This window comes from Nonomuraea sp. NPDC001699, assembly GCF_053596455.1.
Window position 1 is genome coordinate 133,246 of the sequence record NZ_JBSFGF010000019.1, and the last position, 25,416, is coordinate 158,661.

At 71.2% G+C, this 25,416-nt stretch carries 25 protein-coding genes; 12 read left to right on the top strand and 13 right to left on the bottom strand.

The features are described 5' to 3' along the window. The first annotated feature begins 12 nt into the window (after positions 1 to 12). From ACWCSU_RS39220 to ACWCSU_RS39230, 3 genes are read left to right on the top strand one after another with little or no spacing between them, the layout of a single operon-like run. On the top strand, positions 13 to 663 hold the full coding sequence (locus ACWCSU_RS39220; RefSeq protein WP_357708038.1) for a response regulator transcription factor: 651 nt from the start codon (positions 13 to 15) through the stop codon (positions 661 to 663). 6 nt (positions 664 to 669) lie between these two features. Beyond that, positions 670 to 1,722, top strand: a complete 1,053-nt coding sequence (locus ACWCSU_RS39225; protein WP_357708040.1) for a quinone-dependent dihydroorotate dehydrogenase — start codon at positions 670 to 672, stop codon at positions 1,720 to 1,722. A gap of 20 nt (positions 1,723 to 1,742) precedes the next feature. After that, complete coding sequence (locus ACWCSU_RS39230; protein ID WP_449941918.1) at positions 1,743 to 2,303, top strand: GNAT family N-acetyltransferase; 561 nt, start codon at positions 1,743 to 1,745, stop codon at positions 2,301 to 2,303. Between the two features lie 7 nt (positions 2,304 to 2,310). Here ACWCSU_RS39230 and ACWCSU_RS39235 read toward each other — a convergent pair whose 3' ends face one another. From ACWCSU_RS39235 to ACWCSU_RS39250, 4 genes are all read right to left on the bottom strand, one after another. Beyond that, positions 2,311 to 3,903 carry a beta-N-acetylhexosaminidase gene (locus tag ACWCSU_RS39235; RefSeq protein WP_449941919.1) on the bottom strand — a complete coding sequence of 531 codons (1,593 nt, stop codon included), beginning with the start codon at positions 3,901 to 3,903 and terminating at the stop codon, positions 2,311 to 2,313. After that, positions 3,900 to 4,745: an N-acetylmuramoyl-L-alanine amidase gene (locus ACWCSU_RS39240; protein WP_357708044.1), complete on the bottom strand. Its 846-nt coding sequence runs from the start codon at positions 4,743 to 4,745 to the stop codon at positions 3,900 to 3,902. Before ACWCSU_RS39240 ends, ACWCSU_RS39235 begins: the two co-directional genes overlap by 4 nt. Positions 4,746 to 4,876: 131 nt before the next feature. Further along, a complete protein-coding gene (locus ACWCSU_RS39245; protein ID WP_357708046.1) occupies positions 4,877 to 5,125 on the bottom strand; it encodes a hypothetical protein in 249 nt (82 codons plus the stop codon). Between the two features lie 208 nt (positions 5,126 to 5,333). Continuing rightward, complete coding sequence (locus tag ACWCSU_RS39250; RefSeq protein ID WP_364101235.1) at positions 5,334 to 6,326, bottom strand: LacI family DNA-binding transcriptional regulator; 993 nt, start codon at positions 6,324 to 6,326, stop codon at positions 5,334 to 5,336. A gap of 281 nt (positions 6,327 to 6,607) precedes the next feature. Between ACWCSU_RS39250 and ACWCSU_RS39255 the strand changes: the two genes are divergently transcribed. Then, complete coding sequence (locus ACWCSU_RS39255) at positions 6,608 to 7,195, top strand: TetR/AcrR family transcriptional regulator (protein ID WP_357708049.1); 588 nt, start codon at positions 6,608 to 6,610, stop codon at positions 7,193 to 7,195. A gap of 121 nt (positions 7,196 to 7,316) precedes the next feature. Here the strand turns inward: ACWCSU_RS39255 and bldC are convergent, their stop codons facing one another. Further along, positions 7,317 to 7,520 (bottom strand): developmental transcriptional regulator BldC, encoded by a 204-nt coding sequence (gene bldC / locus ACWCSU_RS39260; protein ID WP_013133571.1) that lies wholly within the window; start codon positions 7,518 to 7,520, stop codon positions 7,317 to 7,319. Positions 7,521 to 7,842: 322 nt separating this feature from the next. Continuing rightward, positions 7,843 to 8,706: a hypothetical protein gene (locus ACWCSU_RS39265; protein ID WP_357708050.1), complete on the bottom strand. Its 864-nt coding sequence runs from the start codon at positions 8,704 to 8,706 to the stop codon at positions 7,843 to 7,845. 106 nt (positions 8,707 to 8,812) lie between these two features. On the opposite strand from ACWCSU_RS39265, the gene ACWCSU_RS39270 reads away from it, so the two are divergent. The 3 genes from ACWCSU_RS39270 to ACWCSU_RS39280 all read left to right on the top strand — a co-directional run bounded on the left by ACWCSU_RS39270 (position 8,813) and on the right by ACWCSU_RS39280 (position 11,187). Beyond that, positions 8,813 to 9,892, top strand: a complete 1,080-nt coding sequence (locus ACWCSU_RS39270) for a Leu/Phe/Val dehydrogenase (RefSeq protein WP_357708051.1) — start codon at positions 8,813 to 8,815, stop codon at positions 9,890 to 9,892. A 151-nt stretch (positions 9,893 to 10,043) separates the two neighbouring features. Next, positions 10,044 to 10,271 (top strand): DUF3073 domain-containing protein, encoded by a 228-nt coding sequence (locus ACWCSU_RS39275; RefSeq protein ID WP_357708052.1) that lies wholly within the window; start codon positions 10,044 to 10,046, stop codon positions 10,269 to 10,271. A gap of 370 nt (positions 10,272 to 10,641) precedes the next feature. After that, positions 10,642 to 11,187 carry a CGNR zinc finger domain-containing protein gene (locus tag ACWCSU_RS39280; protein ID WP_449941920.1) on the top strand — a complete coding sequence of 182 codons (546 nt, stop codon included), beginning with the start codon at positions 10,642 to 10,644 and terminating at the stop codon, positions 11,185 to 11,187. A 47-nt stretch (positions 11,188 to 11,234) separates the two neighbouring features. Here ACWCSU_RS39280 and purM read toward each other — a convergent pair whose 3' ends face one another. From purM to ACWCSU_RS39300, 4 genes are all read right to left on the bottom strand, one after another. Next, a complete protein-coding gene (gene purM / locus ACWCSU_RS39285) occupies positions 11,235 to 12,260 on the bottom strand; it encodes a phosphoribosylformylglycinamidine cyclo-ligase (protein WP_357708054.1) in 1,026 nt (341 codons plus the stop codon). After that, positions 12,257 to 13,693, bottom strand: coding sequence for an amidophosphoribosyltransferase (gene purF, locus ACWCSU_RS39290; protein ID WP_357708055.1), 1,437 nt, complete (start codon positions 13,691 to 13,693; stop codon positions 12,257 to 12,259). Before purF ends, purM begins: the two co-directional genes overlap by 4 nt. A gap of 51 nt (positions 13,694 to 13,744) precedes the next feature. Further along, a complete protein-coding gene (locus tag ACWCSU_RS39295) occupies positions 13,745 to 14,491 on the bottom strand; it encodes an SDR family NAD(P)-dependent oxidoreductase (protein WP_449941921.1) in 747 nt (248 codons plus the stop codon). Positions 14,492 to 14,583: 92 nt separating this feature from the next. Then, entirely contained in the window at positions 14,584 to 14,991 is a 408-nt protein-coding gene (locus ACWCSU_RS39300; protein ID WP_357708057.1) for a MarR family winged helix-turn-helix transcriptional regulator, read from the bottom strand. 142 nt (positions 14,992 to 15,133) lie between these two features. On the opposite strand from ACWCSU_RS39300, the gene ACWCSU_RS39305 reads away from it, so the two are divergent. After that, positions 15,134 to 16,576 carry a hypothetical protein gene (locus ACWCSU_RS39305; RefSeq protein ID WP_449941922.1) on the top strand — a complete coding sequence of 481 codons (1,443 nt, stop codon included), beginning with the start codon at positions 15,134 to 15,136 and terminating at the stop codon, positions 16,574 to 16,576. Here ACWCSU_RS39305 and ACWCSU_RS39310 read toward each other — a convergent pair. Further along, positions 16,573 to 16,995, bottom strand: a complete 423-nt coding sequence (locus ACWCSU_RS39310; RefSeq protein ID WP_364101302.1) for a sterol carrier family protein — start codon at positions 16,993 to 16,995, stop codon at positions 16,573 to 16,575. The genes ACWCSU_RS39305 and ACWCSU_RS39310 overlap by 4 nt on opposite strands. A 129-nt stretch (positions 16,996 to 17,124) precedes the next feature. Here ACWCSU_RS39310 and ACWCSU_RS39315 point away from each other — a divergent pair, with 129 nt between their 5' ends. Both ACWCSU_RS39315 and ACWCSU_RS39320 read left to right on the top strand, forming a co-directional pair. Beyond that, a complete protein-coding gene (locus ACWCSU_RS39315) occupies positions 17,125 to 19,203 on the top strand; it encodes a PhoX family protein (protein ID WP_449941923.1) in 2,079 nt (692 codons plus the stop codon). 34 nt (positions 19,204 to 19,237) lie between these two features. Continuing rightward, a complete protein-coding gene (locus ACWCSU_RS39320; RefSeq protein ID WP_357708061.1) occupies positions 19,238 to 21,118 on the top strand; it encodes an ABC transporter ATP-binding protein in 1,881 nt (626 codons plus the stop codon). Here ACWCSU_RS39320 and ACWCSU_RS39325 read toward each other — a convergent pair. Then, positions 21,079 to 22,500, bottom strand: coding sequence for an MFS transporter (locus ACWCSU_RS39325; RefSeq protein WP_449941924.1), 1,422 nt, complete (start codon positions 22,498 to 22,500; stop codon positions 21,079 to 21,081). The genes ACWCSU_RS39320 and ACWCSU_RS39325 overlap by 40 nt on opposite strands. A gap of 72 nt (positions 22,501 to 22,572) precedes the next feature. Here ACWCSU_RS39325 and ACWCSU_RS39330 point away from each other — a divergent pair, with 72 nt between their 5' ends. Then, positions 22,573 to 23,226 (top strand): TetR/AcrR family transcriptional regulator, encoded by a 654-nt coding sequence (locus ACWCSU_RS39330; protein ID WP_449941943.1) that lies wholly within the window; start codon positions 22,573 to 22,575, stop codon positions 23,224 to 23,226. 10 nt (positions 23,227 to 23,236) lie between these two features. Further along, entirely contained in the window at positions 23,237 to 23,983 is a 747-nt protein-coding gene (locus ACWCSU_RS39335) for a methylenetetrahydrofolate reductase (RefSeq protein ID WP_449941925.1), read from the top strand. On the opposite strand, the gene ACWCSU_RS39340 is transcribed toward ACWCSU_RS39335, so the two are convergent. Continuing rightward, entirely contained in the window at positions 23,944 to 25,413 is a 1,470-nt protein-coding gene (locus ACWCSU_RS39340; protein WP_357708064.1) for an MFS transporter, read from the bottom strand. The genes ACWCSU_RS39335 and ACWCSU_RS39340 overlap by 40 nt on opposite strands. Positions 25,414 to 25,416: the final 3 nt, after the last annotated feature.

Genomic DNA, 25,416 nt, shown 5'->3' on the forward strand with positions numbered 1-25,416 from the left:
AATATAGAGGGTGTGATCCGCGTACTTCTCGCCGACGACGAGGCCATGATCCGGGCCGGGGTCAGGGCGATCCTCGACTCCGACCCGTCCCTGGAGGTCGTGGCCGAGGCCGGCGACGGCAGGCAGGCCGTCGACCTGGCCATCGGCCACCGTCCCGACGTCGCCCTGCTCGACATCCGCATGCCACGGCTCGACGGCCTGGCCGCCGCGGCCGAGCTGCGCCGCGTCGCGCCCGCCACGGCCGTGGTGATGTTGACCACGTTCGGCGAGGACGACTACATCTCCAAGGCGCTGGAGGTGGGCGCCGCCGGGTTCCTGCTCAAGTCCGGCGACCCGCGCGAGCTGATCGCCGGCATCCACGCGGTCGCCGACGGCGCGGCGTACCTGTCGCCCAAGGTGGCCCAGCGCGTGATCGCCCAGCTCGCCGGCGGCAGGATGACGCGCGAGGCCCAGGCCCGCGACCGCGTCGGCGGCCTCACCGACCGCGAGCGGGAGGTCCTGGCCCTGCTCGGCGCGGGCCTGTCCAACGCGGAGATCGCCAAGCGGCTGCACATCGTGGAGGGCACGGTGAAGGCGTACGTGAGCACGATCCTGACCCGGCTCGACGTGCGCAACCGCGTCCAGGCCGCGATCATCGCCCACGAAGCGGGATTGGTAGCCTGACCTGTGATGTATCGCCTCGTGTTCACACAGGTCCTGCGGCGGTTCGACGCCGAGGCCGTGCACCGTCTCACCGTCAGGGGCCTGGCCGTGCTCGCCCGGCTGCCCCTGCTCAAGCGGCTGCTCCACCGAGCGTTCGCCCCGCACGACCCGGTCCTGCGGGTGACCGCGTTCGGCGTGCACTTCCCCGGCCCGTTCGGCCTGGCCGCCGGGTTCGACAAGGACGCGGCCTGCGCCGAGGCGATCGCCGCCCTCGGCTTCAGCCACGTGGAGGTCGGCACCATCACCGCGCACGCCCAGCCGGGCAACCCGCACCCTCGCCTGTTCCGGCTGCCGGGGGAGCGGGCGGTGATCAACAGGATGGGCTTCAACAACTCCGGCGCCCGCGCCGCCGCCCGCCGGCTGCGCCGTACGCGCGGGGTGCCCGTCGTGGTCGGCGTCAACATCGGCAAGACGAAGGTGGTGCCGGAGTCCGAGGCGGTGGCCGACTACGTGGCCGGCGCCAGGGAGCTGGCCCCGCTGGCCGACTACCTGGTGGTCAACGTCAGCTCCCCCAACACGCCCGGGTTGCGCAACCTCCAGGCGGTCGAGCTGCTGCGCCCGCTGCTGGTCGCGGTCAAGGAGGTCGCCGACGCGACGCCGCGCCGCACGCCGCTGCTGGTGAAGATCGCCCCCGACCTGGCCGACGAGGACATCGACGCGGTCGCCGACCTGGCCGTGGAGCTGGGCCTCGACGGCATCATCGCGACCAACACCACCATCAGGCACGGCGGCGAGACCGGCGGCCTGTCCGGGCGCCCGCTCAAGGCGCGCTCGCTGGAGGTGCTGCGCCGGCTGCGCGCCAAGGTCGACGACCGGCTCACCCTGATCTCCGTGGGCGGCGTCGAGGACGTCGACGACGTCTGGGAGCGCCTGCTGGCCGGGGCCACCCTGGTCCAGGGCTACACGGGCTGGATCTACGGCGGCCCGCTGTGGGCGGCCCGCATCCACCGGCAGCTCGCCCGCCGGGTCCGCCGCCACGGCCTGTCCTCCGTCACCGAGGCGATCGGCCGCACCGCCTAGGGCTCCCCTATCGTGGGATCGTGATCAATGCCGAGGTGAGGCTCACCGATGACGTCGTCATGCGCGCGATCGCCAGGTCCGACGCGGAGGCGCTGGCCGACGCCTACCGCCGCAACCGCGACTTCCTGCGCCCCTGGGAGCCCCGCAGGCCGGCCGACTTCTTCACGTCCGCCGGCCAGGCCGCACGCCTCGAACGACTCGCCGAGGACCGTGCGGCCGGGTTCGTGATGCCGTGGGTGCTCGCGGACGGCGACCGCGTCGTGGGCAGGATGAACCTGAACAGCATCATCCGCGGCGCCGCCCAGAGCGCGTCATTGGGCTACTGGGTGGACGCCGCGTACAACGGGCGGGGGCTGGCCACCAAGGCGGTGCTGGAGGCGTGCCGGGCCGCCGACGAAGACCTGGGCCTCCACCGGGTCGAGGCGGGCACGCTCCCGCACAACAAGGCCTCCCAGGCGGTCCTGCGCAAGGCGGGCTTCGAGGAGTACGGCATGGCCCCCCGCGCCGTCAGCATCGACGGCGCGTGGCAGGACCACGTGCTGTTCCAGCTCATCCTCAACGACCGCCCCGCGCCCATGTGACCGCCGGTCAGACGCTCGGCCTGGTCGACTCCGCGTCGTGCGTCATGGCGTCGATGCGCTCCATCACCTCGCTCACCCGCACGCCGCTCGGCCGGTGCGGACGCCGCCGCTGCCACGGGTGCGGGCCCGCCGTCGGCCGGTACTCCACGCCGATCGCGTCGAGCCGCCCGAGGTGCTCCTCCAGCCGCTCGGTGAACCCGTCGCCGGCCGAGCCGGCCCAGGCCACCTCCGCCAGCGCGCACGACCGCGGCCAGAGCCGGTAGTCGACGGTCCTCGGGTCGGGCACCCGCTCGGTCCAGAGCTGGGCCTGCACGCCCATGACCCGCGCCCGCTCCTCGTCCGTCCAGTCGGCGGGGGCCGGGGCGAACGCGGCCACGTCGGCCACCGTGGTGGCGTCGCCGATGGCCATCGGCTCGTCGGCCGAGGCCGCCTCGGCGTAGTCGAAGTAGAGCGGGAACACCGGAGTGGCGACCACGTCGTGACCCGCCGCGGCGGCGCGCCGCCCGACGCCCATGCCGCGCCACGGCATGACCACGGTGTCCTGGCGCAGCCCGCCGCTGACGAACGCCTCGTCCCACACCACCGCGCGCGAGCCGCGCTCGGCCAGGGCGTCGGCCAGCGCGCGCAGGAACCACGACTGAAGGTCGATCACCGTGGACAGCCCCAGCGAGTCGCGGTAGGCCGTGATCTCCGCCGACTGCGCCCAGTGGTCGAGGACGACCTCGTCCCCGCCGATGTGGAAGAAGGGCACCTCGCCCAGCGCGCCGATGACCTCGTCGAAGATCGTGGTCAGGAACTCGACGGTCGGCGGCAGCGGCGACAGGATCGCCGGCGAGATGCCCCACCGGTCGAGCACGTCGTAGCGCTCGCCGGTGGCGCCGAGCGACGGGTAGGCGGCCAGGATCGCCGAGGCGTGCCCCGGCACGTCGATCTCGGGCACCACCGTGACGAACCTGGACCGCGCGTACGCGCCGATCTCGGCCAGGTCGTCCAGCGAGTAGTAGCCGCCGTGCGGGACGTCGTCGTACGCCTCCGGCTCCCGGTAGTAGTTGCTGGCCGTGCGCGGCCGGTGCGAGGAGACCTCGTGCAGCAGCGGGTACGCCCTGCTCTCCACCCGCCAGCCCTGGTCGTCGACCAGGTGGAGGTGCAACCGGTTCAGCTTGTGCACGGCCATCAGGTCGATCAGCCGGAGCACCTCCCGCTTGGGGGAGAAATGCCGGGCCACGTCGAGGTGCAGCCCCCGCCAGGCGAACCGCGGCGCGTCCTCGACCCGCACCCCGGGCACGGGCCACGACGCGCCCGCGGCGAACCGGTAGGAGGCGTCCGGCAGCAACTGGTGCAACGTCTGCGCGGCGTAGAACGCGCCCGCCGCCCCGCCCGCGACGATCTCGACCCCGCGCGACCCGGTGGTCAGCCGGTAGGCCTCCTCGCCGAGCGCGGGATCCTGACGTACCTCGATGTCGCCCGAGTCTCCCGGACGGAGGTCGAGGAGGGGGAGCGCGCGACGTACCGCGTCCGCGAAGGGACCGGCGACGGTCGCGCCCGAGGTCAGTTCGAAGGATCCGGAAAGATCATTGAGCAGCTCTGGGCGAGGAATCATGCTTCGAGATAGTGCTGCATCCCGTTCGCGAGTGCCAAGGCGATCCGCTGCCTGAACTTCGGATCCTGGAACTTGGCCGCGTCGCCCGCGTTGCGCATGTTGCCGCACTCGACGAAGATCTTCGGCACCGTCGAGAGGTTGAGTCCGCCGAGGTCGTTGCGGAAGCTGAGCGCCTTGCTGCCGACGTAGGTGGAGTACGGCAGGCCCGTGCCCCTGGCGAAGGCGTCGCGCACGTCCACCCCCAGCCTGGTGGAGGGCGCCACGACCTTGTCCACCGGCCCGTTGATCTTCTTCGGGATGATCACGTGGAACCCGTGGCCCGCGGCGGCGGCGCCGTCGGCGTGCACCGAGATCGCGGCGTCGGCCTTGGCCTTGTTGCCGATCGCGGCCCGCTGGGTGATGCACGGCCCGACGCTGTCGTTGTCGGACCTGGTCAGCTTGACGGTCGCGCCGCGGCCCCTGAGGATCTTGGCCATGCGGTTGGAGACGTCCCAGGCGAAGGCGGCCTCGGTGTAGTGGTTGTTGGTCTCGGTGCCGGTCGTGTCGCAGGGCTTCCACTGCGTCAGCACGTTGACCTTGCGGTTGATGGCCTTCGGGTCGCGGAAGTTGCCGCCGTTGTGCCCCGGGTCGATGACGACGACCTTGCCGTTGAGCGGCTTGGCGTCGGGTGGTGCCTGCTGCGCGGGCGTCCCCTGGGTGGGCCCGTCCTGGGCGGGTGGCTGGGCCGGCGCCTCGGCGGAGGAGGCGGCCTGACCTGCCGCGACGCCACCGGGCTCGGTGCCGCCGCACGCGGAGGCGATCAGGCCGCAGACGGCGAGGACGGTGGCTGGTAGAGCACGCATGAGCTCCAACTTACGTGAAGCCCCGCGTTCAGGCCCGTATCAACAGGAATCCTGCGAGTCGGCCTGCCGCCCCACCGAAGCGTCCGGCCGGGACCGCTGGGGCGGTCCGCCTGGCGGTTTCGCCGTCCGCTTCACCACACGTGCTCGCCGACCTCCTGCCGTTCGAGCAGGGCGGCCAGCTCCCGCGCGTCCTCGGCGTCGAGGCCGAGGACGACGCGGGGGCGGCCCCACGGATGGTCGAGGGAGTGCGCCACGTAGCTGGCGACGGACTCGGCGCCGACGTCGGCGCCCCGCCCCCTGCCGGCGCGCCAGTGCCCCCAGGCGCGTTCGAGCTCGGCCGCCGCGCGCTGGGCGCAGGACACCAGTTCTGGATCACGCATGACTGTCCCCCGGATCAGATCGTGACCGAACCAGATTCGGCCACAATTAGCATGACCCTGACGAGTAAACCGCCGTGCGGCGACGCTGCCGTACGGCTTGACCCAGGCTTTGGGCGGCCTTGCTGACGAGAGACCTGCGCATGGGCCTGCCGTGCCATTGCGGCGCCCGGCGAAGGCCCGCAACGGCAGCGCAACCGGCAGATATCCCTCAGGCAGGTCCCGTGCTGCGGCGCACGATCAGCTCGGGTTGGATCTCGCGCAGCCGGGCGCCCTTGGCCGGCTCGCCAATCCTGTCGCTCAGCAGCGCGGCCGCCGACCTGCCCATGGCGCGGCGCGGCTGGTCGACCGAGGTGAGCGAGATGTGCCGCGAGGCCGACAGGTGGGTGTTGTCGTAGCCGATGACGGACAGGTCGTCCGGCACCCGCAGCCCCAGCTCGGCCGCGGCGGCCAGCACGCCGAGCGCCACCACGTCGTTGGCCGCGAACACGGCCGTCGGCCGCGGGTCGCGGGTCAGCAGGGCGATCGCCGCCTCCCGGCCGCCCTCCTCAGTCGCGTCCGCCGCCTCGACCATGATGTACGGCGCCAGCGAATGCCGGCGCATCGCCACGAGGTAGCCCTCGCAGCGCGAGGACCGGGGGCCCTCGATGTGCGCGATCCGCTTGTGCCCGAGGTTCACCAGGTGGTCGATGGCCAGACGGGCGCCGAGCTGGTCGTCGTCGACCACGATGTCGACGCCGTCGAGCTCGATGTCACGTTCCCCTACGACGACGGTCGGGGTGTAGGCGGTGGCCTCGATCAGCGTCTCGCTGGTCGGCGCGATGCCTAAGAGCACCAGCCCGTCGACCCGGAGCTCCAGGAAGGCCTCCACGGCCTCGTCCTCGAACGCCGGGTCCCACTGGCTGTTCCCGATCAGCATGCGCAGCCCGTCGCCGTGCAGGCTCTCCTGCAGGCCGTCGAGGAACTCGGCGTAGAACGGGTTGTGCAGGTCGGCGACGAGCGCCCCGACCAGATGGGTACGTCCTTCCACCAGGCTGCGCGCGACCGCGTTCGGCCGGTAGCCGAGCTCGCGCGCCGCCTGGAGCACTGCCTGCCGCCGATGCTCGCTCACGTGCGGGGATCCGCGCAGCACGAGTGAGACCAGCGACTTCGAGACGCCGGCTCGCTCGGCGACGTTGCGGATGGTGGGTCGTGGCCGAGGCAATGGCTCTACCTCGCGGAGCTCGGCGATGGTTGAAGTGTTGACGGGCGGTCCTGACATGTGTCTCCCCCGCGATGCGGATATGGGCACCTGTCTCACCAAACGATCGAGTAAGCCGCAGGGTACGGCTTCGGGTTAGGGAAGCCTGATATTGACCCATTCGCCACACGTCCGCTATTGGGCACGTCGTCGGATACTGTGCAGGTGTGACACCCGGGAAGTCGGCCGAGACGGCACGGCCCGCACGCCGAAGGCTGAGTGTGGACCGCCGTCGCGAAGAGCTCATGGCGGCTGCGCTGGAGCTGTTCAGCACCCGTGACGCGGAGGCCGTCTCGATCGACGACGTCGCCTCGGCGGCAGGCGCCTCACGAGCGCTCGTCTACCACTACTTCGGCGGCAAGCAGGAGCTCTACGTGGCCGCGCTGAGGAGCGCGGCGGAGCAGCTGGAGTCGCGGCTGCGCCCGGCCGAGGGCGGCAGGCCGCTCGACGAGCTGGCCGCGGGCCTCGGGCGTTACTTCGACTTCGTCGAGGAGCACGCCGCCGGCTTCGCCGCGCTGCTGCGCGGTGGGCCCGCCAACCGGGCGGGCGAAGTGGGGGAGATCGTCGACGGCGTGCGCCGGAGGCTGTTCCGCCTCATCCAGAAGCAGATGCGCGTCGAGGAGCCGAGCCCGGTGCTGCGCACCACGCTGCGCTCGTGGATCGCCTCCGTGGAGACGGCCGGTCTCGACTGGCTGGAGCATCGCGACGTCGAGCGGCCGATCCTGGAGAAGATGCTCGTCGATCACATGGTGGCCCTGCTGGGCGTCGCCGCCGCCTACGACGGCGGGGTCGGCGAGCTGCTCGACGTGCTGACCGGCGAGCAACTGGCGTAGCGGGGGAAGAGTGGCGCCGGGCGGGCGACGCCAACTTCCCCGTGCGACGTCACGTCGGTGGACCGGGCATGCGTACCTGGTCCACCCTCAACCCCCCTGAGGTTCGTGACGACCCTTGCGACTACTCGGAACGCTGCTGCGGAATGCCCGCCAGCAGTGCGCGAACCTCGGTCTCCCGGTAACGCCGATGACCACCGAGGGTGCGAATCGACGTCAACTTGCCCGCCTTGGCCCACCGCGTAACGGTCTTGGGGTCGACCCTGAACATGGTCGCGACCTCAGCGGGCGTGAGCAGCGGCTCGGCCTCGGGTGTACGAGCTGACATTTGTGCGGCCTCTCCTCCGTGTGGACCGGCTTAGCGATCCTGTGACTGCCTTTGCGCGTGTCACGGATGTCCCCCTATGGCGCAGAGCGTGCGGCTTTTCTGAGCCATATGCGGCATCACCCGATGTGACCATACCGCCACGCAGAGCGATTGGCGAGCCCTTCTTTGACCCAACTGCCCGCCCCCATGGCGATGTCACGCTCGGTGATTCTAGCGACACGGTTCGTGGTATCGCAGTGAAAACGGCAAACTACTCAGTTCGCAGAAGAGAGCAGCCGCGAGACGTGACCTACTCATGCAGGTCAGACGGTTGTTTTGGGGCTCAGTTGGCTGATTCCAGCTGTTGCATTGACTTCCACCGAAGGATGACGCGCTGGTACATGGCATAGGCAAGTTCTTCTTGACCCGTGTCCAGACCGGTCAAAGCGGCCGAAAGCTCAGCAACCGACTGGTCGGCCTGAAGCGCGTCGTCGTTCATCAGACGGACCAGGCCGCCGTAGTCGAGCTCGACCAGCGAGTGCGGGTGGAACTCCTCCAGCCAGCGCGCGATGTCCTCCACGTCGAGGTTGGACGACGTGTCGCCGAGGTGCCGGCGCATCACGTTGAGGGCGCGGGCGGCCCGCCTCCTGGCCTGTGCCATGGAGGTGACGTAGATGAGGTTACGGCCCGTAGCGGTCGTCACGTCCTGTCCCGGGGTGGAGGAGCCGAGCACCAGCCAGCGCTCGTTCCCATCAAACGGTACGAACCACGATGGCGGCACATGCCACGCCGTGGTGCGAATGTGCGTACGCAAGGCGGACGAACCGGCCCGGCGCTTGAACCGGTCGAAGTCGTCGGCCGTCTGCTCGGCGATGGCCTTGGGCACGAGCCGGTCCATCAGCTTCACAGGAGTGGCGCCACGAAGCCGTGAGAAGGCCAGCCAGGACCGCAACCGGGTCTGCCAGGGACACACGTACAAACGGTCCTCAACGCGCCGCAGATAGGCATTGGGGCTCTCCTGGGCGGGAACGGGCTCAGGGGGCATGCCGAGCAGGCGCATGACCGACTCGCCGTGCTCCGCGTTGAGCGCGTTCGCCCGGCGCGGACGGTCACGTGAGTCGGCGTAGTCGGCCCACAGCTTGCGCTCGGACTCGGCGAACGCGGTCAGTGGCTCATAGACGCGGAGGTAGGCGGCATAGGGCAGCACGGAGGCATCGTGTCACGAAGAGCACCTGCGTGCACCGTTGAGGCTTACTAGTCTGAGAGTGATCCCCGCCGCGAAGGTGCGGCGGGCCGGACAGGGAGTCACTACCGTGACCGACGTCTTCGGCACGTCCCACAAGGACGTCCACGAGCAGGTCGTCTTCTGCGCAGACGAGCAGAGCGGCCTGCGTGCCATCATCGCCGTCCACAACACGGCCCTCGGCCCCGCGCTCGGGGGCACCAGGTTCTATCCGTACGAGAGCGAGCAGGCGGCCCTGGCCGACGTGCTCAACCTGGCCAGGGGCATGTCCTACAAGAACGCCTTGGCCGGTCTCGACCTCGGTGGCGGCAAGGCCGTCATCATCGGCGACCCGGCCAGGCAGAAGAGCGAGGCGCTGCTGCGCGCCTACGGCAGATTCGTCGAGTCGCTCGGCGGGCGCTACATCACCGCCTGCGACGTCGGCACCTTCAGCGAGGACATGGACATCGTCGCCCGGGAGTCCCGCCACGTCACCGGCCGCACCCTGGCCCACGGCGGCGCCGGCGACTCCTCCGTCCTCACCTCGTTCGGCGTCTTCCAGGGCATGCGCGCCTCGGCCGAACGGGTCTTCGGCACGCCGTCGCTGCACGGCAGGCGGGTCGGCGTCGAAGGGGTCGGGAAGGTGGGCCACCGCCTGGTCGAGCTCCTGCGCGAGGACGGGGCCGAGGTCGTGATCTGCGACGTCGACCCGCGGGCCGTCGAGCGGGTGCGCCAGCGGTACCCCGAGGTCGAGGTGGTCGCCGACGCCCAGGCGCTGACTACGTCCGACATCGACGTCTTCGCGCCCTGCGCGCTGGGTGGCGCGCTCGACGACGCCACGGTGGCCGGACTGCGGGCGAGGATCGTCTGCGGCGCGGCCAACAACCAGCTCGCCCACCCCGGGGTCGAGAAGCAGCTGGCCGACCGCGGGATCCTGTACGCGCCCGACTACGTGGTGAACTCCGGCGGCGTCATCCAGGTCGCCGACGAGATCGAGGGCTTCAGCATGGATCGTGCCAGGGCGAAGGCGACCCAGATCTACGACACGACCCTGAAGATCTTCGGGATCGCGGCGGACGAGGGCGTTCCTCCGGCTGTGGCAGCGGATAGGCTAGCCGAGCGCAGAATGTCGGAAGTCGGGCGTATTAGGGCCATTTGGCTGGGCCACTGACGCCCCACGCCCATACGACGTACCGAGCTGGGCACAAAACAGGTACGGTAATAGGCGAACGATAGGCTGACGTCCAAAGTCAGGCGGCGTCAGTGTGTGGTGCGTTAGCGACGAGGGGTCGGGGACGATCCCACACGAGGGGGTCGAGCCAATGGGGCGCGGCCGAGCAAAGGCCAAGCAGGTCAAGGTTGCTCGCCAGCTGAAGTACAACAGCGGTGGCACGGATCTTGACCGACTTCGCGACGAACTCGGGGTCGGCGACTCCAGCAATGACGACGCCGACGACCTCAACGATGAGCTGGCGGATCGCTATGCCGATTACGCCGATGACTACGGCTCCGGGGACGACGAGGACGACCGTCCTTCCGGTCGCCGATAGCCGTTCTTCAGAGTGACGTGGCCGAGGGTCCGGCGTGCTGCCGGATCCTCGTTCATGATCGTCGGGCCTCACGGGCAACCGTGAGGCTTTCGTCACGCTTGCGTGCGGTCGAGAGGGCCCGCGATCTTGGCGATCCTCTCTTCCGGCGCTGAGTGGTTTCTGGTGCTGAGCGCCCGGTGTCGAGCGTGTCCGGCGGGTCCCGCGGGTAGGCGTGCGTGCCCGGCTCCGGGGAGAAGGCGTCGTCCCGCTTGATCGGCGTGGGTGGCCGGTGCTGGCGCAGTCATGCCCGCCGGTCGGCATGAAGTCTGAGTGTCGGGTTCTCCCATCGCATTTCTAACGCGTCATGGGGCTGGATGTACCATTAGGAACCATGGAGTTCCTGACCGGTGAGCCGCTCGCGCTGGACCTGGTGAACACCCGTGCCCACGACTTCGACGTTCTCGACACGCCCGAGGGGTTCGCGAACTGGATCGATCGTCAGGCGGGCCGGCTCGCGGCGGTCGAGAGGCCGTTCGCGGCGGAGGAGCTGGGGGCGGTCCGGGAACTGCGGGCACACGTGGAGGCGGCGGTCGACGCCGTACGCCGGGGTGAGGGGCCGTCCGGCGAGGCGGTCGGGGCGATCAACGACGCGATGCGCGCCGCGCCCGCGTACGGGCATCTGGACGTGACGGACGCCGGGCCGGCCAAGGGCACGCGCAGGGACGGCGACCGGCTCGCCCGCCTGCTCGCGCAGCTCGCCGAGGCCGCGGCCGACCTGCTCACCGATCCGGCGGCGAGCCGGATCCGGGCCTGCGAGGGCCCCCGGTGCCGCATGATCTTCCTGCCCGCCCACCCCCGGCGCCGCTGGTGCTCACCCGAGCTGTGCGGCAACCGGGTGCGCGTCGCCCGCCACTACCGGCGCCACAAGCCGGCCTGACCGGGAACCGGACGTGGGGACCGAACCAGGTCCGGCCCCCAAGAGGGTCAGCGGTAGCGGGCCTGGCCCGAGCCCTGGACGATCTCGCCCAGCACCCACGCGTCGAGCCCACGCTCGCCGAGCAGGCGGATCGCCTCGTCGACCGAGCCGGGGGGCACGACGGCCGCCATGCCCACGCCGAGGTTGAATGTGCGGTCCATGTCCTTCTGGGCGATCCGCCCGTGCCCGGCCAGCACGCCGAAGATCGCGGGCGGGGTCCAGGACGAGCGGTCGAGCAGCGCGTCGAGGTGGCCGGGAAGCGACCGCGACAGGTTGGCCTCCAGGCCGCCGCCCGTGATGTGGGAGAAGGCGTGCACCTCGGACCTGCGGGCCAGGTCGAGGCAGTCGAGCGAGTAGACGCGGGTGGGCTCCAGCAGCTCCTCGCCCAGCGGGCGGCCCAGCTCGGGCAGCACCGCGTCGAGCGAGAGCGACGTCTCGCGCAGCACGTGCCGTACCAGCGAGTAGCCGTTGGAGTGGATGCCGGAGGAGGCGAGCCCGAGGACCACGTCGCCCTCGCGGACCCGGTCGGGGCCCAGCATGGCGTCGGCCTCGACCACGCCGGTGCCGGCTCCGGCCAGGTCGTACTCGTCGGGGCCCATGGCGCCGGGGTGTTCGGCGGTCTCGCCGCCGACCAGCGCCGCGCCGGCCAGACGGCAACCCTCGGCCACGCCGCCGACGATCTCGGCGACGCGCTCGGGCACGACCTTGCCGACGGCGATGTAGTCGGTCATGAACAGCGGCTCGGCCCCGCAGACCACCAGGTCGTCGAGGACCATGCCGACCAGGTCGATGCCGATCGTGTCGTGCTTGCCGTAGCGCTGGGCGATCATGACCTTCGTGCCCACGCCGTCGGTGGAGGAGGCCAGCAGCGGACGCCGGTAACGCAGCAGCGCCGAGGCGTCGAAGAGCCCGGCGAAGCCGCTGGCGTCGTCGACCACCTCCGGCCGGCGGGCCCGCGCCACCTTGTCCTTCATCAGGGTGACGGCGCGCTCGCCCGCCTCGATGTCGACGCCGGCGGCCTCGTATGTGCTCACGCTTTGCTCTCCAACACGAACTTGCCCACGTTGTCCTGGTCGATCGGGATCGGGTACGAGCCGTCGAAGCAGGCCCGGCAGAGCCGCTCGGCGGGGATGGTGGTGGCCTTGGTCAGGCCCTCCAGGGAGATGTACCCCAGCGAGTCGGCGCCCAGCGAGGCCCGGATCTCCTCGACCGACAGCGAACCGGCGATCAGCTCGGCCCTGGTCGCGAAGTCGATGCCGTAGAAGCAGGGCCAGCTCACGGGCGGCGAGGAGATGCGGACGTGCACCTCGCGCGCCCCCGCCTCGCGCAGCATCTTCACGATGGCGCGCTGGGTGTTGCCGCGCACGATCGAGTCGTCGACGACCACCAGGCGCTTGCCCTCGACGACCTCGCGCAGCGGGTTGAGCTTGAGCCGGATGCCGAGCTGGCGGATGGTCTGCGAGGGCTGGATGAACGTGCGGCCCACGTAGGAGTTCTTCACCAGGCCCTGGCCGTAGGGGATGCCGCTCTCCTCGGCGTAGCCGACGGCGGCGGGGGTGCCGGACTCGGGCGTGGGGATGACCAGGTCGGCCTCGACCGGGTGCTCGCGGGCCAGCACGCGGCCGACCTCGACCCGGGTGACCTGCACGCCGCGGCCCGCGATCGTGGTGTCGGGGCGGGCGAGGTAGACGTACTCGAACAGGCAGCCCTTGGGGTCGGGCAGGGCGAAGCGGCGCGACCTGACGCCGTCCTCGTCGATGGTGAGCAGCTCGCCCGGCTCGATCTCGCGGACGAACGTGGCGCCCACGATGTCGAGGGCCGCCGTCTCCGAGGCCACCACCCAGCCGCGCTCCAGGCGGCCCAGGACCAGCGGGCGGATGCCCTGCGGGTCGCGGGCCGCGTAGAGGGTCTTCTCGTCCATGAACACGAGCGAGTACGCGCCCTTGACCTGCGGCAGCAGCTCGGCCGCCGAGTCCTCGATGGAACGCGTGCGGTCCTGCGCGAGCAGCGAGGTCAGGACCTCGGTGTCGGTGGTCGCCCTCGTGGAGCCGGGAGCCAGGCGCTCGGCCAGCTCCGGCGTGTTGATCAGGTTGCCGTTGTGCGCGAGCGCGAGCCCGCCGACCTCGGTGGAGCTGAGGGTCGGCTGGGCGTTCTCCCACACGCTGGAACCGGTGGTGGAGTAACGGCAGTGACCGATGGCCAGGTGGCCGCGGAGGGTGCCGAGCACCGACTCGTCGAAGACCTGGGCCACCAGGCCCATGTCCTTGTAGACGAGGATGCGGCTGCCTTCACTGACCGCGATGCCCGCGGACTCCTGGCCGCGGTGCTGCAACGCGTACAGCCCGTAGTAGGTGAGTTTGGAAACTTCCTCGCCTGGTGCCCATACGCCGAAGACGCCACAGGCGTCTTTGGGAGCGCGGTCGTGGGGGTCCAGGTCATGGCCGAGCCGGCCGTCGCCCTTCAGCACATGCCTCAGTTTAGGTTGCGGGCTTCCGTGCTCGCACACCCGGGTGCTCCATCAGCCGGCGTGGGACGATCTGCCGGCGTTGGAACCGTCGCGGACGAACTCTCCGGTGACGTTGCGGTTGGCCGCCGATCCGAGGAAGTGGATCAGTGCCGCCATGTCGTCGGCGGTCGAGAGCCTGCGGCTCGGCGTACGGGCGGCGATGCGGTCGAGGGCCTCCTGGGTGACCGGGCGTTCGGCCTTGGTGATCGTGAGCCCGGCCACGGCCACGTTGACCAGGATGCCGTCGCCGCCGGCCTCCCAGGCCAGGGCTCGGGCCATGCCGTGCAGGGCCATCTTGGCGGTGCCGTACGGGCCCGGGCCCGGCCGGCCCTCCTCGGCGGCGCCCGAGGAGACGAAGACGATCCGGCCGAAGCCGTTCCTTCTCATCCCGGGCAGTACGGCCTGGACCAGCAGGGCGTTGCCGACGACGTTCGCGTGCAGGGCGGCCGTCCATTCGGCGGCGGGGACGTCCTCGAAGTCCATGCTGTTGGGCATGATCGTGCCCCAGCGGACGGCGTTGAGCACGAGGGCGTCCACCGGGCCCGCCTGGGCGGCGGCGGGCGCGATGGTGGCGTGGTCCTCCAGGTCCAGGTGGACGGCCGTCGCCTCGCCGCCCGCCTCCTCGATGCGCTTGACGACCTCGGCGGCGCGGCCGGGGCCGGTGTTGTAGGTGATGGTGACCCGCGCGCCGGCCCTGGCGTAGGCGAGCGCGGTGGCGGCGCCGATGCCGGAGGAGCCGCCGGTGATGAACGCGTGCATGGGGATGCCTCTTTCTGATTAGCCGACTAATTAGCCAGCTAAGTCGCTTTTGATCCCTTCCGGCAAGGGGGTTTCGCTCTTGGTGAAGCGGGCTATTGGGGGATCGCGCGTACGAGGCGGGCCAGGAGGTGGCGTTCGGCGTCGTTCAGGCCCTGCTGGAGTTCCTCGTCGGTCCTGGCCCAGATCTCCTCGACCGGCTCGCGCAGCGCCTTGCCCGCCTCCGTCAGGTGGACGCGGCCCACCCGGGGGCGGTCGGGGTCGGGGGAGCGGTAGACGAGGCCCACGCGTTCGAGGCGCTGGAGGGTCTTGGTGACGGTCGGCGGCTCCACGCCCAGACGGGCGATCAGCTCGCTCTGGGTGAGGCCGTCCTGCCGCCACAGCTGGTTGAGCAGGAGCTCCTGGCCCACGTGCAGGCCCAGTGGCGCCAGGGCGGCGGCCATCCGGTTGCGATGGGTCTTCATGACCATGATCAGGGCGTACGTCAGGGTCTCGTCCAGCATGCACTCATCTTGCCCGCCGCCTGCCGCTTTGGCGCATGGTGACCCAAGGATGGCACCCGTCTTACCGTGTCGTGCGCTATAGCCGATGCCCTCCGCGAAAGGGTGAAGTATCCGGCATGCAGACCCGTCGGGAGACGCAGACGTGACCACACCTGGGGACCCCAACGAGCCCCGCGAGGGGCAGGACCCGCAGCACCGCGAAGGCCACCCCCAAGAGGGCCGGCCCGAACACGCTCCGCCGCAGCACACACCCGAATGGTGGCGAGAGGGGACGGCCGAGGAGGCGGAGACCGCCGCCGACCCCGACCACGTCCCTGGATACGAGCCGGCGCCTGGACGGGCGGGCGGGCCCCCCGGCGAAGGAGCCGGCCACGGAGCCGGCCACGGAGCCGGCCACGGAGCCGGCCACGGAGAGGGGAGCCGGCCCGGCGGCGGGCGGCATGAGGGCGAAGGGGCCGGGGAACAGGCCGGTGGCGGCCGGTGGGCGGACGAGTGGCCGTTCGAGGACGAACGTCAGGCCGAGCAGCGACAGGGCGAGCAGCGACAGGGTGGGGAACGGCAGGGCGAGGAGCCGCAGGGCGAGGAGCCGATCGCGCCCGCGCCGCCCGTGGTGCCGCCGCCCGACGTGCCGCCGACGCACGAGCCCAGGCCCACGGGACAGCCCCACCATCCCGACCTGCCCACCTCGCCCGAGACACCGGCGCCGGCCGTCGGCGACACGGGGGAGGCGCGTTGGGGCAGGGGGGACGCGGAGGAGACGCAGGTCTATCCGATGCCCGGCGCGACCCCGGCCTACCCGGGCTGGGGCACGCAGCCCGACGAGGAACCGGGCCGGCCCGCGCCGTCCCGCTACGAGTACGGCGACGTGCCCACCTTCGAACCCCCTCCCGCCGGCATCCACGCGGCCGGAGGCCCCGAGGAGCCGCCCCCCGCCCCGGGCGGCACCCCCTCCGAGACGACCACCCCCTTGCGCGGTCAGCCCGGCAAGGAAAGCGGCCCGCCGGAGGCCCCCGGCACGCCGGGAACGCCGAGCACGCCAGGCGCAGGAGGCGGGGCGGGGCCAGGGGCGCCGTACGGGGGAGAGGGCGCCTACGGGGGGCCCAGCGCCTCGGGGGGCCCGTACGAGGGCCCAGCGGGCTCGTACGAAGGCGGACGGGACACGTCCGTCCCCGGGACCACCCCCTCCAGCCCCTACGGCGGCCCGCCCGGCTACGGCCCGCCCCCGGGAAGCCCTCCGTACGGCCAGTACGGCCCCTACGGCACCCAGCCGCCCTCGCCACCGGGCAGCGGCCTCGCCACCGCCTCGCTGGTGCTGGGCGTGGCGAGCCCGTTCCTGGTGTTCGTCTGCTTCACCGGCGTGCTCACCGCGATCCTGTCGATCGTCTTCGGCTGCGTGGCGCTCGCCAAGCGGGTGGGCAGGGGCCGGGCCATCGCCGGGATCGTGATCAGCGTGCTCTCGCTGGTGTTGTTCGCGATCGTCGCGATCTGGTTCTGGAAGGTGGTCCAGGAATGTGGCGATCTTCCCGGTCAGCTCGCCGACCAGTGCTTCGAGAGCAAGTTCCCCTGGATGGGCAGGGGACGCTAGAGCGGCAGGTGGGCTGACAGGTCGGCGCGGGAACCGCTCGCCGCGACCGAGCCCCTGGCCATGGCCTCGTCCCAGGTCAGTCGGCCGAGCGCCAGCTCCAGCCAGGTACGGGCGTCGGTCTCCACCACGTTCGGCGGCGTGCCGCGGGTGTGGCGGGGGCCCGGGATGGCCTGGACGGCGGCGTAAGGCGGCACGCGCACCTCGACCGTGCGGCCGGGAGCCGCGGCGGCCAGCTTCTCCAGCAGGTGGCGCACCGCCTGCCTGGCCGCGTCGCGCTCGGGGACGAGCCCGCGGTCGTAGGCGGTGAGCACCGCCGCGACCAGGGCGTCGGGCAGGGCCGACGCGGGGCCGTCGTAGGGCGGCTGGTCGAGGGCGACGAGCTGGCCGTCGAGGGCCGCGCGCAACTTCTCCGGGTCCATCTTGCGTGGTGGCACGGGTCCATTGTCTCGCGGGAAGCGTTCACCGGGACGGAGGTCGTCGTTCACCTCGGGTTTCGTCGGCGACCGTAACGTCCCCGCCGTACAACTGCGCACATATCTGGAGGACCTGTGGCGAACCCTGAGGCGGGGCGGCTGCTGCCGCTGCTTTCCACCCCGCACAAAGGTGGCCGATCCGCTCTGACCTGTCAGTTCCGTTGCGGGAACGCGTGCGCGCACGACGTGGCCAACACGACGGGCAACGCCTACTTCGGCGACGTGGTGAAGGAGGCGCTGTCGCGCCGCGGCATGCTGCGCGCGGGCGCGCTCGGCGCGCTGGTGGCGGGCGTCGGCGTGGCGGGTGCGGTTCCGGCGTTCGCCGACGAGCCGGGGGCGGAGGCCGAGACCGCGGCCGCGCCTGCCGCCGAGAGCCTGCGCGGCCGTGGCGGGATCGCCTTCACCTCCGTGCCGCCGAACAAGGACGACGCGCTGCGCATCCCCGACGGCTACAACTCCTCCGTGGTCGTGCGCTGGGGCGACCCGGTGCTGCCCGGCGCGCCGGCCTTCGACTTCGACAACCAGACGGCCGACGCCCAGAACAAGCAGTTCGGCTACAACTGTGACTACGTGACGTTCTTCCCCATGGGCAACAACCGCGGCCTGCTGTGGGTGAACCACGAGTACACCGACGAGAACCTGATGTTCCGCGGCTACACGGGCGGCGCGGCCGCGACCGAGGAGCAGATCAGGATCGCGCTGGCCGCGCACGGCGGTTCGGTCGTGGAGATCGAGCGGGCGCACGGCACCGGCGAGTGGAAGCTCACCACCAAGGGCCGCCGCCGCTACAACCGGCGCGTCACGGCGCAGACGCCGATGCGCTTCTCCGGCCCCGCCGCCGGTTCCGACCTGCTCAGGACGGCCGCCGACCCCAAGGGCCTGGCGCCGGTCGGCATGCTGAACAACTGCTCGGGCGGTTCCACCCCCTGGGGCACGGTCCTGACCGCCGAGGAGAACTTCGACCAGTACTTCGTCAACGGCGACAAGGTGCCCGAGGCGCAGCGGCCGTACATCTCGCGTTACACGATCACCACGAGCACCCCGGCGAGCAGTCGCCGGTTCGACCGGATCGAGGAGCGCTTCGACCTGGCCAAGCACCCGAACGAGGCCAACAGGTTCGGGTGGATCGTGGAGATCGACCCGTTCGACCCCGACTCCACGCCGATCAAGCGCACCGCGCTCGGCCGGTTCAAGCACGAGGCCGCCAACACCACCCTGGCCAGGGACGGCCGCCTGGTCGTCTACATGGGTGACGACTCGCGCTTCGAGTACATCTACAAGTTCGTCTCGAAGAACCGGTACATCCCCGGCTTCGACCGGCACAACCGCGCCCTGCTGGACGAGGGCACCCTGTACGTCGCCAAGTTCACCGGCGACAGCCCGGCCGCCGAGATCGACGGATCCGGCAAGCCGCCCTCCGACGGGCTGTTCGACGGCTCGGGCCAGTGGATCCCGCTGGTGTCGGGCGACAGGTCGTACGTGGACGGCATGACCGCGGCCGAGGTGCTGATCCACACGCGTACGGCGGCCGACAAGGTCGGGGCGACCAAGATGGACCGTCCCGAGGACATGGAGCGCAACCCGGTCACCGGCGGCGTCTACGTGGCCCTGACCAACAACTCCAACCGCACCGCCGCCCAGGTGGACGAGGCCAACCCGCGCGCGTCCAACAAGCACGGCCACATCCTGGAGATCGCCGAGCGGCGCGACGACGCCGGCGAGACCACCTTCGCCTGGTCGCTCCCGCTGATCTGCGGCGACCCGAACGACCCCGCGACCTACTTCGCCGGCTTCGACAAGACCAGGGTCTCGCCGATCTCGTGCCCGGACAACGTGACGTTCGACGCCGACGGCAACCTGTGGATCTCCACCGACGGCAACCAGCTCGGCAGCAACGACGGCCTGTTCGTCATGCCGGTACGCGGCTCCGACCGCGGCCACCTGCGCCAGTTCCTCACGGTCCCGCTGGGCGCGGAGACCTGTGGGCCGCTGGTCACCGCGGACCAGAAGAGCGTGTTCGTGGCCGTGCAGCACCCGGGCGAGCTGGACGGCGCGACCCCGGACAACCCGGCCAGCCGCTGGCCCGACGGTGACCAGCCGCGCCCGTCGGTCGCGGTGGTCTGGCACGGCAGGGGCAAGAAGATCGGCAGTTGACCTCAAGTTAACTTGAGGAAATAGTCTCCATGCCATGAGCATGGAAGTGACCGCCTGGCATCAGCTTTACTCGATGAACAACCGTCCGGAGCGTCGCCCGCTGAACAGGGCGACGCTCCGGCGTATCGGCGGGTTCGCCCGCCCTCACCGCCGCAGGATCGTGCTGTTCCTCGTGCTCAGCGTGGTGCTGGCGGGGTTGGCCGTGGTGTCGCCGCTGCTCGCCGGGCGGGTGGTCGATGCGATCTTCAACGCCGAGCCGCTCGACGTGGTCGTGGTGGTCGCGGTGCTGATCGCGGGCCTGGCGCTCGCCGAGGCCGGGCTCGGCCTGCTGAACCGCTGGCAGTCGGCCACCATCGGCGAGGGCCTGATCCTCGACCTGCGCACGGCCGTCTTCGACCACGTGCAGCGGATGCCGGTCGCGTTCTTCATGCGGACCCGTACCGGGGCGCTGGTGAGCCGGTTGAACAACGACGTGATCGGGGCGCAGCGGGCCTTCACCGACACCTTGTCCAGCGTGGCGGGCAACGTGGTGCAGCTCGTGCTGACGCTCAGCGTGATGATCGGCATCTCGTGGCAGATCACCCTGCTCGCGCTGCTGCTCCTGCCGGTGTTCGTGCTGCCCGCGCGGCGGATGGGCGTCAGGATCGCGCGGCTGCGGCGCGAGGCCGCCGACCACAACGCGGCCATGGGCACCCAGATGACCGAGCGGTTCTCCGCGCCGGGCGCGACGCTGGTGAAGCTGTTCGGCCGGCCGGCGCGCGAGTCGGCCGAGTTCGCCGCGCGGGCGCGGCGGGTGCGCGACATCGGCGTGCGCTCGGCCATGAACCAGTCGGTGTTCGTCACGGCCCTGACCCTGGTCTCGGCGCTCGCGCTGGCCCTCGTTTACGGCCTCGGCGGCTTCTACGCCCTGCGCGACCAGCTCGAACCCGGCGCGGTCGTGTCGCTGGCCCTCCTGCTGACCCGCCTGTACGCGCCCCTGACCGCCCTGGCCAGCGCCCGCGTGGACGTGATGAGCGCCCTGGTCAGCTTCGAGCGCGTCTTCGAGGTGCTCGACCTCAAGCCGCTCATCCAGGAACGTCCGGAGGCCCGCGAGGTCCCCGACGGCCCGGTCTCCGTCGAGTTCGACGACGTGCGCTTCGCCTACCCCGCGGCCGACAAGGTGTCGCTGGCCTCGCTGGAGGAGGTCGCCACGCTGGACTCGCGGGGCGGCGAGGAGGTGCTGCACGGGATCTCGTTCACGGCCCTGCCGGGCCAGATGGTGGCGCTGGTGGGCTCGTCGGGGGCCGGCAAGTCCACGATCGCCCAGCTCCTGCCCAGGCTGTACGACGTCGACTCAGGCGCCGTCCGCCTCGGCGGCGTGGACGTACGGGACCTGACCTTCGACGCCGTCCGCGACACCCTCGGCATGGTCACCCAGGACGGCCACCTCTTCCACGAGACGATCAGGGAGAACCTGCTGCTGGCCAGGCCCACGGCGAGCGAGGAGGAGATCTGGGACGCCCTCACCAGGGCCCGCCTGCGGACGCTGATCGAGTCGCTGCCCGACGGGCTCGACACCGTGGTCGGCGAGCGCGGCTACCGCCTGTCCGGCGGCGAGCGCCAGCGGCTCACGATCGCCCGGCTCCTGCTGGCCAGGCCGCGCGTGGTGATCCTGGACGAGGCCACCGCGGCCCTCGACTCCACCTCCGAGGCGGCCGTGCAGGCGGCCCTGGGGGAGGCGCTGGCGGGCCGGACCGCCGTGGTGATCGCCCACCGGCTGTCCACCGTGCGGGCGGCCGACCAGATCCTGGTGATCGAGGACGGCCGCATAGCCGAGCGCGGCACGCACGCCGAGCTGCTGGCCATGGGCGGCCGCTACGAGGAGCTGTACCGCACTCAGTTCGACGAGCCGACGGTGGCGGAGGCGGTGGCCTGAGGACCGTCCGCCTCCGACGGGCGGCGGGACGGGCGCAGGGCGTACAGGCTGAGCGGGATGGCCGCCAGCACGATCACCGCCGCGATGACCAGCGTGAACTGGTAGGCGTCCAGGAAGGCGGCCAGCGGCGGCCGGTCGCTGCCGCTCTGGCTGGAGCTGAGGATCGCGCCCAGCACGGTGATGCCGAGCAGGCCGAACACCTCGCGTGAGACGTTCAGCACGCCCGAGGCCACGCCGGTCCGCTCCTTGGGCAGGCCGCCGAGGATCGCCGAGGTGAGCGGCACCAGCATGCCGCCGCCGAGGCCGTAGAGCAGGAACCAGGGCGCGACGTCGGCGTAGTCGCCGTCGGCGCCGACGCCGGAGATCAGGTAGATCGCCGCGCCCATGAGCGCCATGCCGAGCGCCACCGTCGGGCCGGTGCCGAGCCGCGCGGAGATCCGCTGCGACAGGATGGCGACGACCGCCATGACCAGGGCCATCGGCACGAACGCCAGGCCGGCCTGGGTGGGGGAGAAGCCGAGCACGTTCTGCAGCCACAGGGCGCTGAAGAAGTAGATGCCGAACACGCCGAACGACCAGATGCCCATGGTCAGCGCGCCGCCGCTGAACACGCGGGCGCGGAAGAGCGACAGGTCGATCATCGGGCGCTCGGCCTGCGTCTCGACCAGCGCGAACGCCACGGCCGCCGCCGCCGCGAGACCGAACGCGGCCAGGATCTCGGCCGACGTCCATCCGGCGCGGTCGCCCTCGATGAGCGCGTAGGTGAGGGAGACCAGCGCGAGCGCCGAGGTGGCCAGGCCGGGCAGGTCGAGCCGGTGCCGCAGGCGGGTGAACGCGGGCCGGACCGCCCACAGCCCCAGGCCGAAGGTGGCGACGCCGATCGGCACGTTGATCAGGTAGATCCAGCCCCAGTGCAGGTTCTCGCTGATGAATCCGCCGGCCGCCGGGCCGAGCGCCATGGACAGCGCCCCGGACGCGCTCCAGATGCCCACGGCCCTGCCGCGCTCGCCGGGGTCGGGGAAGATCTGGCTGATCAAGGTGAGCGACGTGGGCGTGAGCAGCGCCGCCCCCACGCCCTGGACGGCCCGTGCCGCGATCAGCATGCCGCCCGAGGTGGCGAGCCCGGCGCCCAGCGAGGCCACGGTGAAGACGGCGAGCCCGGCCAGGAACACCCTGCGGGCGCCGAACAGGTCCGCGAGCCGGCCGCCGACCAGCATGAGCCCGGCGAAGACCAGGATGTACGAGCTCACGATCCACTCCAGCCCGGAGATCGTCAGCCCGAGCTCCCGCTGGATCGTCGGCAACGCGACATTACCCACGTTGTTGTCGAGATAGGTCATGAAGGTGCCCAACGTCACGGCACCCAGCGCCCACCATCGCATGGAACAACCTCCTATACGCCGTACTTGTACGTCGTACAGTTCAACTTGTACGACGTATAGTTGTCAACCGTGATGGGAAAACTGACCGCGCAGGTCATCGCCGAGCGAGCGCTGGAGATCGGCGACACCGAGGGGCTCGACGCCGTGACGATCCGGCGGCTGGCGACCGACCTGGGCGTGACGCCGATGGCCCTGTACTGGCACTACAAGAACAAGGACCAGCTCCTGTTCGGCATGGCCGATCACCTGATCGGCGGGTTCGTGCCCGCGCCGGCCGACGAGCGGCCCTGGCAGCAGCAGCTCCGCGACCTGACCCAGGGGCTCATCAGGACCCTGCGCGCCCATCCCTGCGCCAAGAACGTCATCGAGCAGATCGACCCGATCTCCGTCCCGAACTTCCTGGTCGTCTGGGACAAGGCCCTGGGCCTGGCCCGTACGGCGGGGTTCGGCGTCGAGGAGAGCTGCCTGATCACCAAGTACCTGCTGCAGAGCGCGCTGTCGATCGCCGATGCGCCCGTGCACTTCAAGGCCGGCCGGACCGGCGAGGAGATCGCGGAGGCCGTCCGGGTCAAGCGGGCCGGCCTCCAGTCGCTGTCGCCGGAGAAGTACCCGTACCTGGTCGAGATGGCCTCACCGCTGGTGGCGGGGGCCGACCCGGACTTCTACGACTCCTTCGGCGTCGATCTCGTGCTGCGCGGCATCGAGGCGCTGGCCGCCGGACGTTAAAGTCGGGATCATGCCCTTCGAGCTGGTCTGCGAGATCGAACCTCCCACCAAGCCCGACCTGAAGCGCGTACGCCACCAGATCGGCACGCTCAGCCAGGTCGCCCATTCCTTCCTCATCCCCGACAACCACATCGGCCGGGCCACCGTGTCGAGCGTGGCCGTGGCCCACGAGGTCGAGGCGATGGGCGGGCGCAGCATCGCCTGCCTGAACTCCCGCGACCGCAACCTGCTCGGCTTCCACCGCGACCTGCTGACGGCCGCGGCGTACGGCGTCGACCAGTTCCTGTTCGTCCACGGCGACAAGCCCGCCGGCGGCAGCCGTACCGGCGACCTGACGGTCCGCTCGATGATCGAGGAGGCGAGGGGCTTCTCGGCGGCCGTCCGCGTCGGCGCGGCGGCCGGGTTGCGCCCGCTGCCCGACTGGAAGCGCGCGGCCGACTTCCTGTTCTCGCAGGTCAGCTTCTCGGTCGAGGCGCAGGTGCGCTGGCGCGAGGCCAACCGGATCGACGTGCCGGTCTACGCCGGCGTCATGGTGCTGGCCAGCGAGCGCCACGCCCGTACGCTGGCCGCCGCCATCCCCGACATCGCCCTGCCCGCCGAGCTGGTCGAACGGGTGGCCGCCGACCGCATGGCGGGCGTCGAGGCGGCCTGCGAGCAGGTGCTCGCGTTGCGCGAGTCCGGCGCGTTCGACGGCGTGCACCTCATCCCGGTCTCCCGCTACCGCGACGTGGAGTCCAGGCTCGCCGGAGCCCTCTGAGACCTGGCGAGCGCGGCCAGCAGCGCGCCGGCCAGCGCCACGGCGAACAGCACCGCGTACGCGCGCTGGAAGCCGTCCATGAGCTGCCCGACGGCCACCGGGGAGAGCGTGGACAGCGTGCCCGCGTACACCTGGGCGCGCAGCGCCGGGCCGACGGAGCTGGTCACGACGCTGAGCGACAGGCCGACGCTGATCACGATGCCGACGTTCATGATCATGACGCGGAAGCCGTTGACCACGCCCAGGCTGCCGGTGGGCAGGGCGGCCATGACCTGGGTGGTGTTGCCGGTCAGGAACGTCCCGCTGCCGCACCCGGCCACGAACAGGGCGAGCCCGGTCACCCAGTACGGCGTCGCCGGGTCGGCCGTGAGCATCAGCGTGCCGAGCCCGAGCGCGCTCATCGCCGCGCCGCCGATCGACAGCCCGTACGGCGAGACCCGGGGCCCGAGCAGGCCCGCGATCGGCGAGGCCAGCCCGATGCCCACCGGCACCGGCAGCACGCTCAGCCCGGCCGAGAACGCGTCGAGCCCGCGCGCCGCCTGGAAGTAGAGCGCGACCACCAGAATCAGCGCCGAACGGGCGAGCGCGTTGCAGAAGGAGGCCAGGTTCGCATAGGCCAGCAGCCGGCCGCCGAACAGCCGCAGGTCCAGCACCGGGTTCGCCGAACGCCGCTCGGCCAGCACGATCAGCGGCAGCAGCAGCACGAACAGCGCCGCTCCGGTCAGGACGACCGGGCTGGTCAGGCCGCCGGACCCGGCCTCGTTGACCGCCAGCAGCACCGCCGACAGCGCGGCGAACACCAGCACGTTGCCGAGCGCGTCCACCGGCTGCTTCGGCCTCCGGGGCATCTTGCGTAAGATCACCGCACCCCAGCCGAGCGCGACCAGCCCGGCGGGCACGTTCACCCAGAAGATCCACTGCCAGCCTGCGGTCTCGGCGATCAGGCCGCCGAGCGTCGGACCGGCGAGCTGGGCCACCGACAGCGTGCCGATGTAGACGCCCATGCCCTGGCTGAGCCGTTCGGGCGGGAACGCGTCGGTGATGATCACCGTGCCGTTGGCCAGGATCATCGCCGAGCCGATCGCCTGCACCACGCGCATGCCGACCAGGAACCAGACGTCCGGTGACAGCCCGGCCAGCAGCGAGGCCGCGGTGAACAAGGCGAACCCCGCCAGATACACCTCGCGCCTGCCGAGCAGGTCGGCGACCCGGCCGAAGAACACCAGGCTCGCGGTGTTGACCAGCAGGAACGCCAGCAGGATCCATCCCGACTGCGTCGCGTCGGCGTGGAAGTGCCGCACCACGGTCGGCAGCGCGACGTTGAGCGTGCTGCCCGCGATGCCGATGAGGACGAGGCCCAGGCTGGTGACCGAGCAGACGCGCCACGCGTAACGCATGGAGGTGCCGGTTTCGGGGGTGACCGCGACCATGAC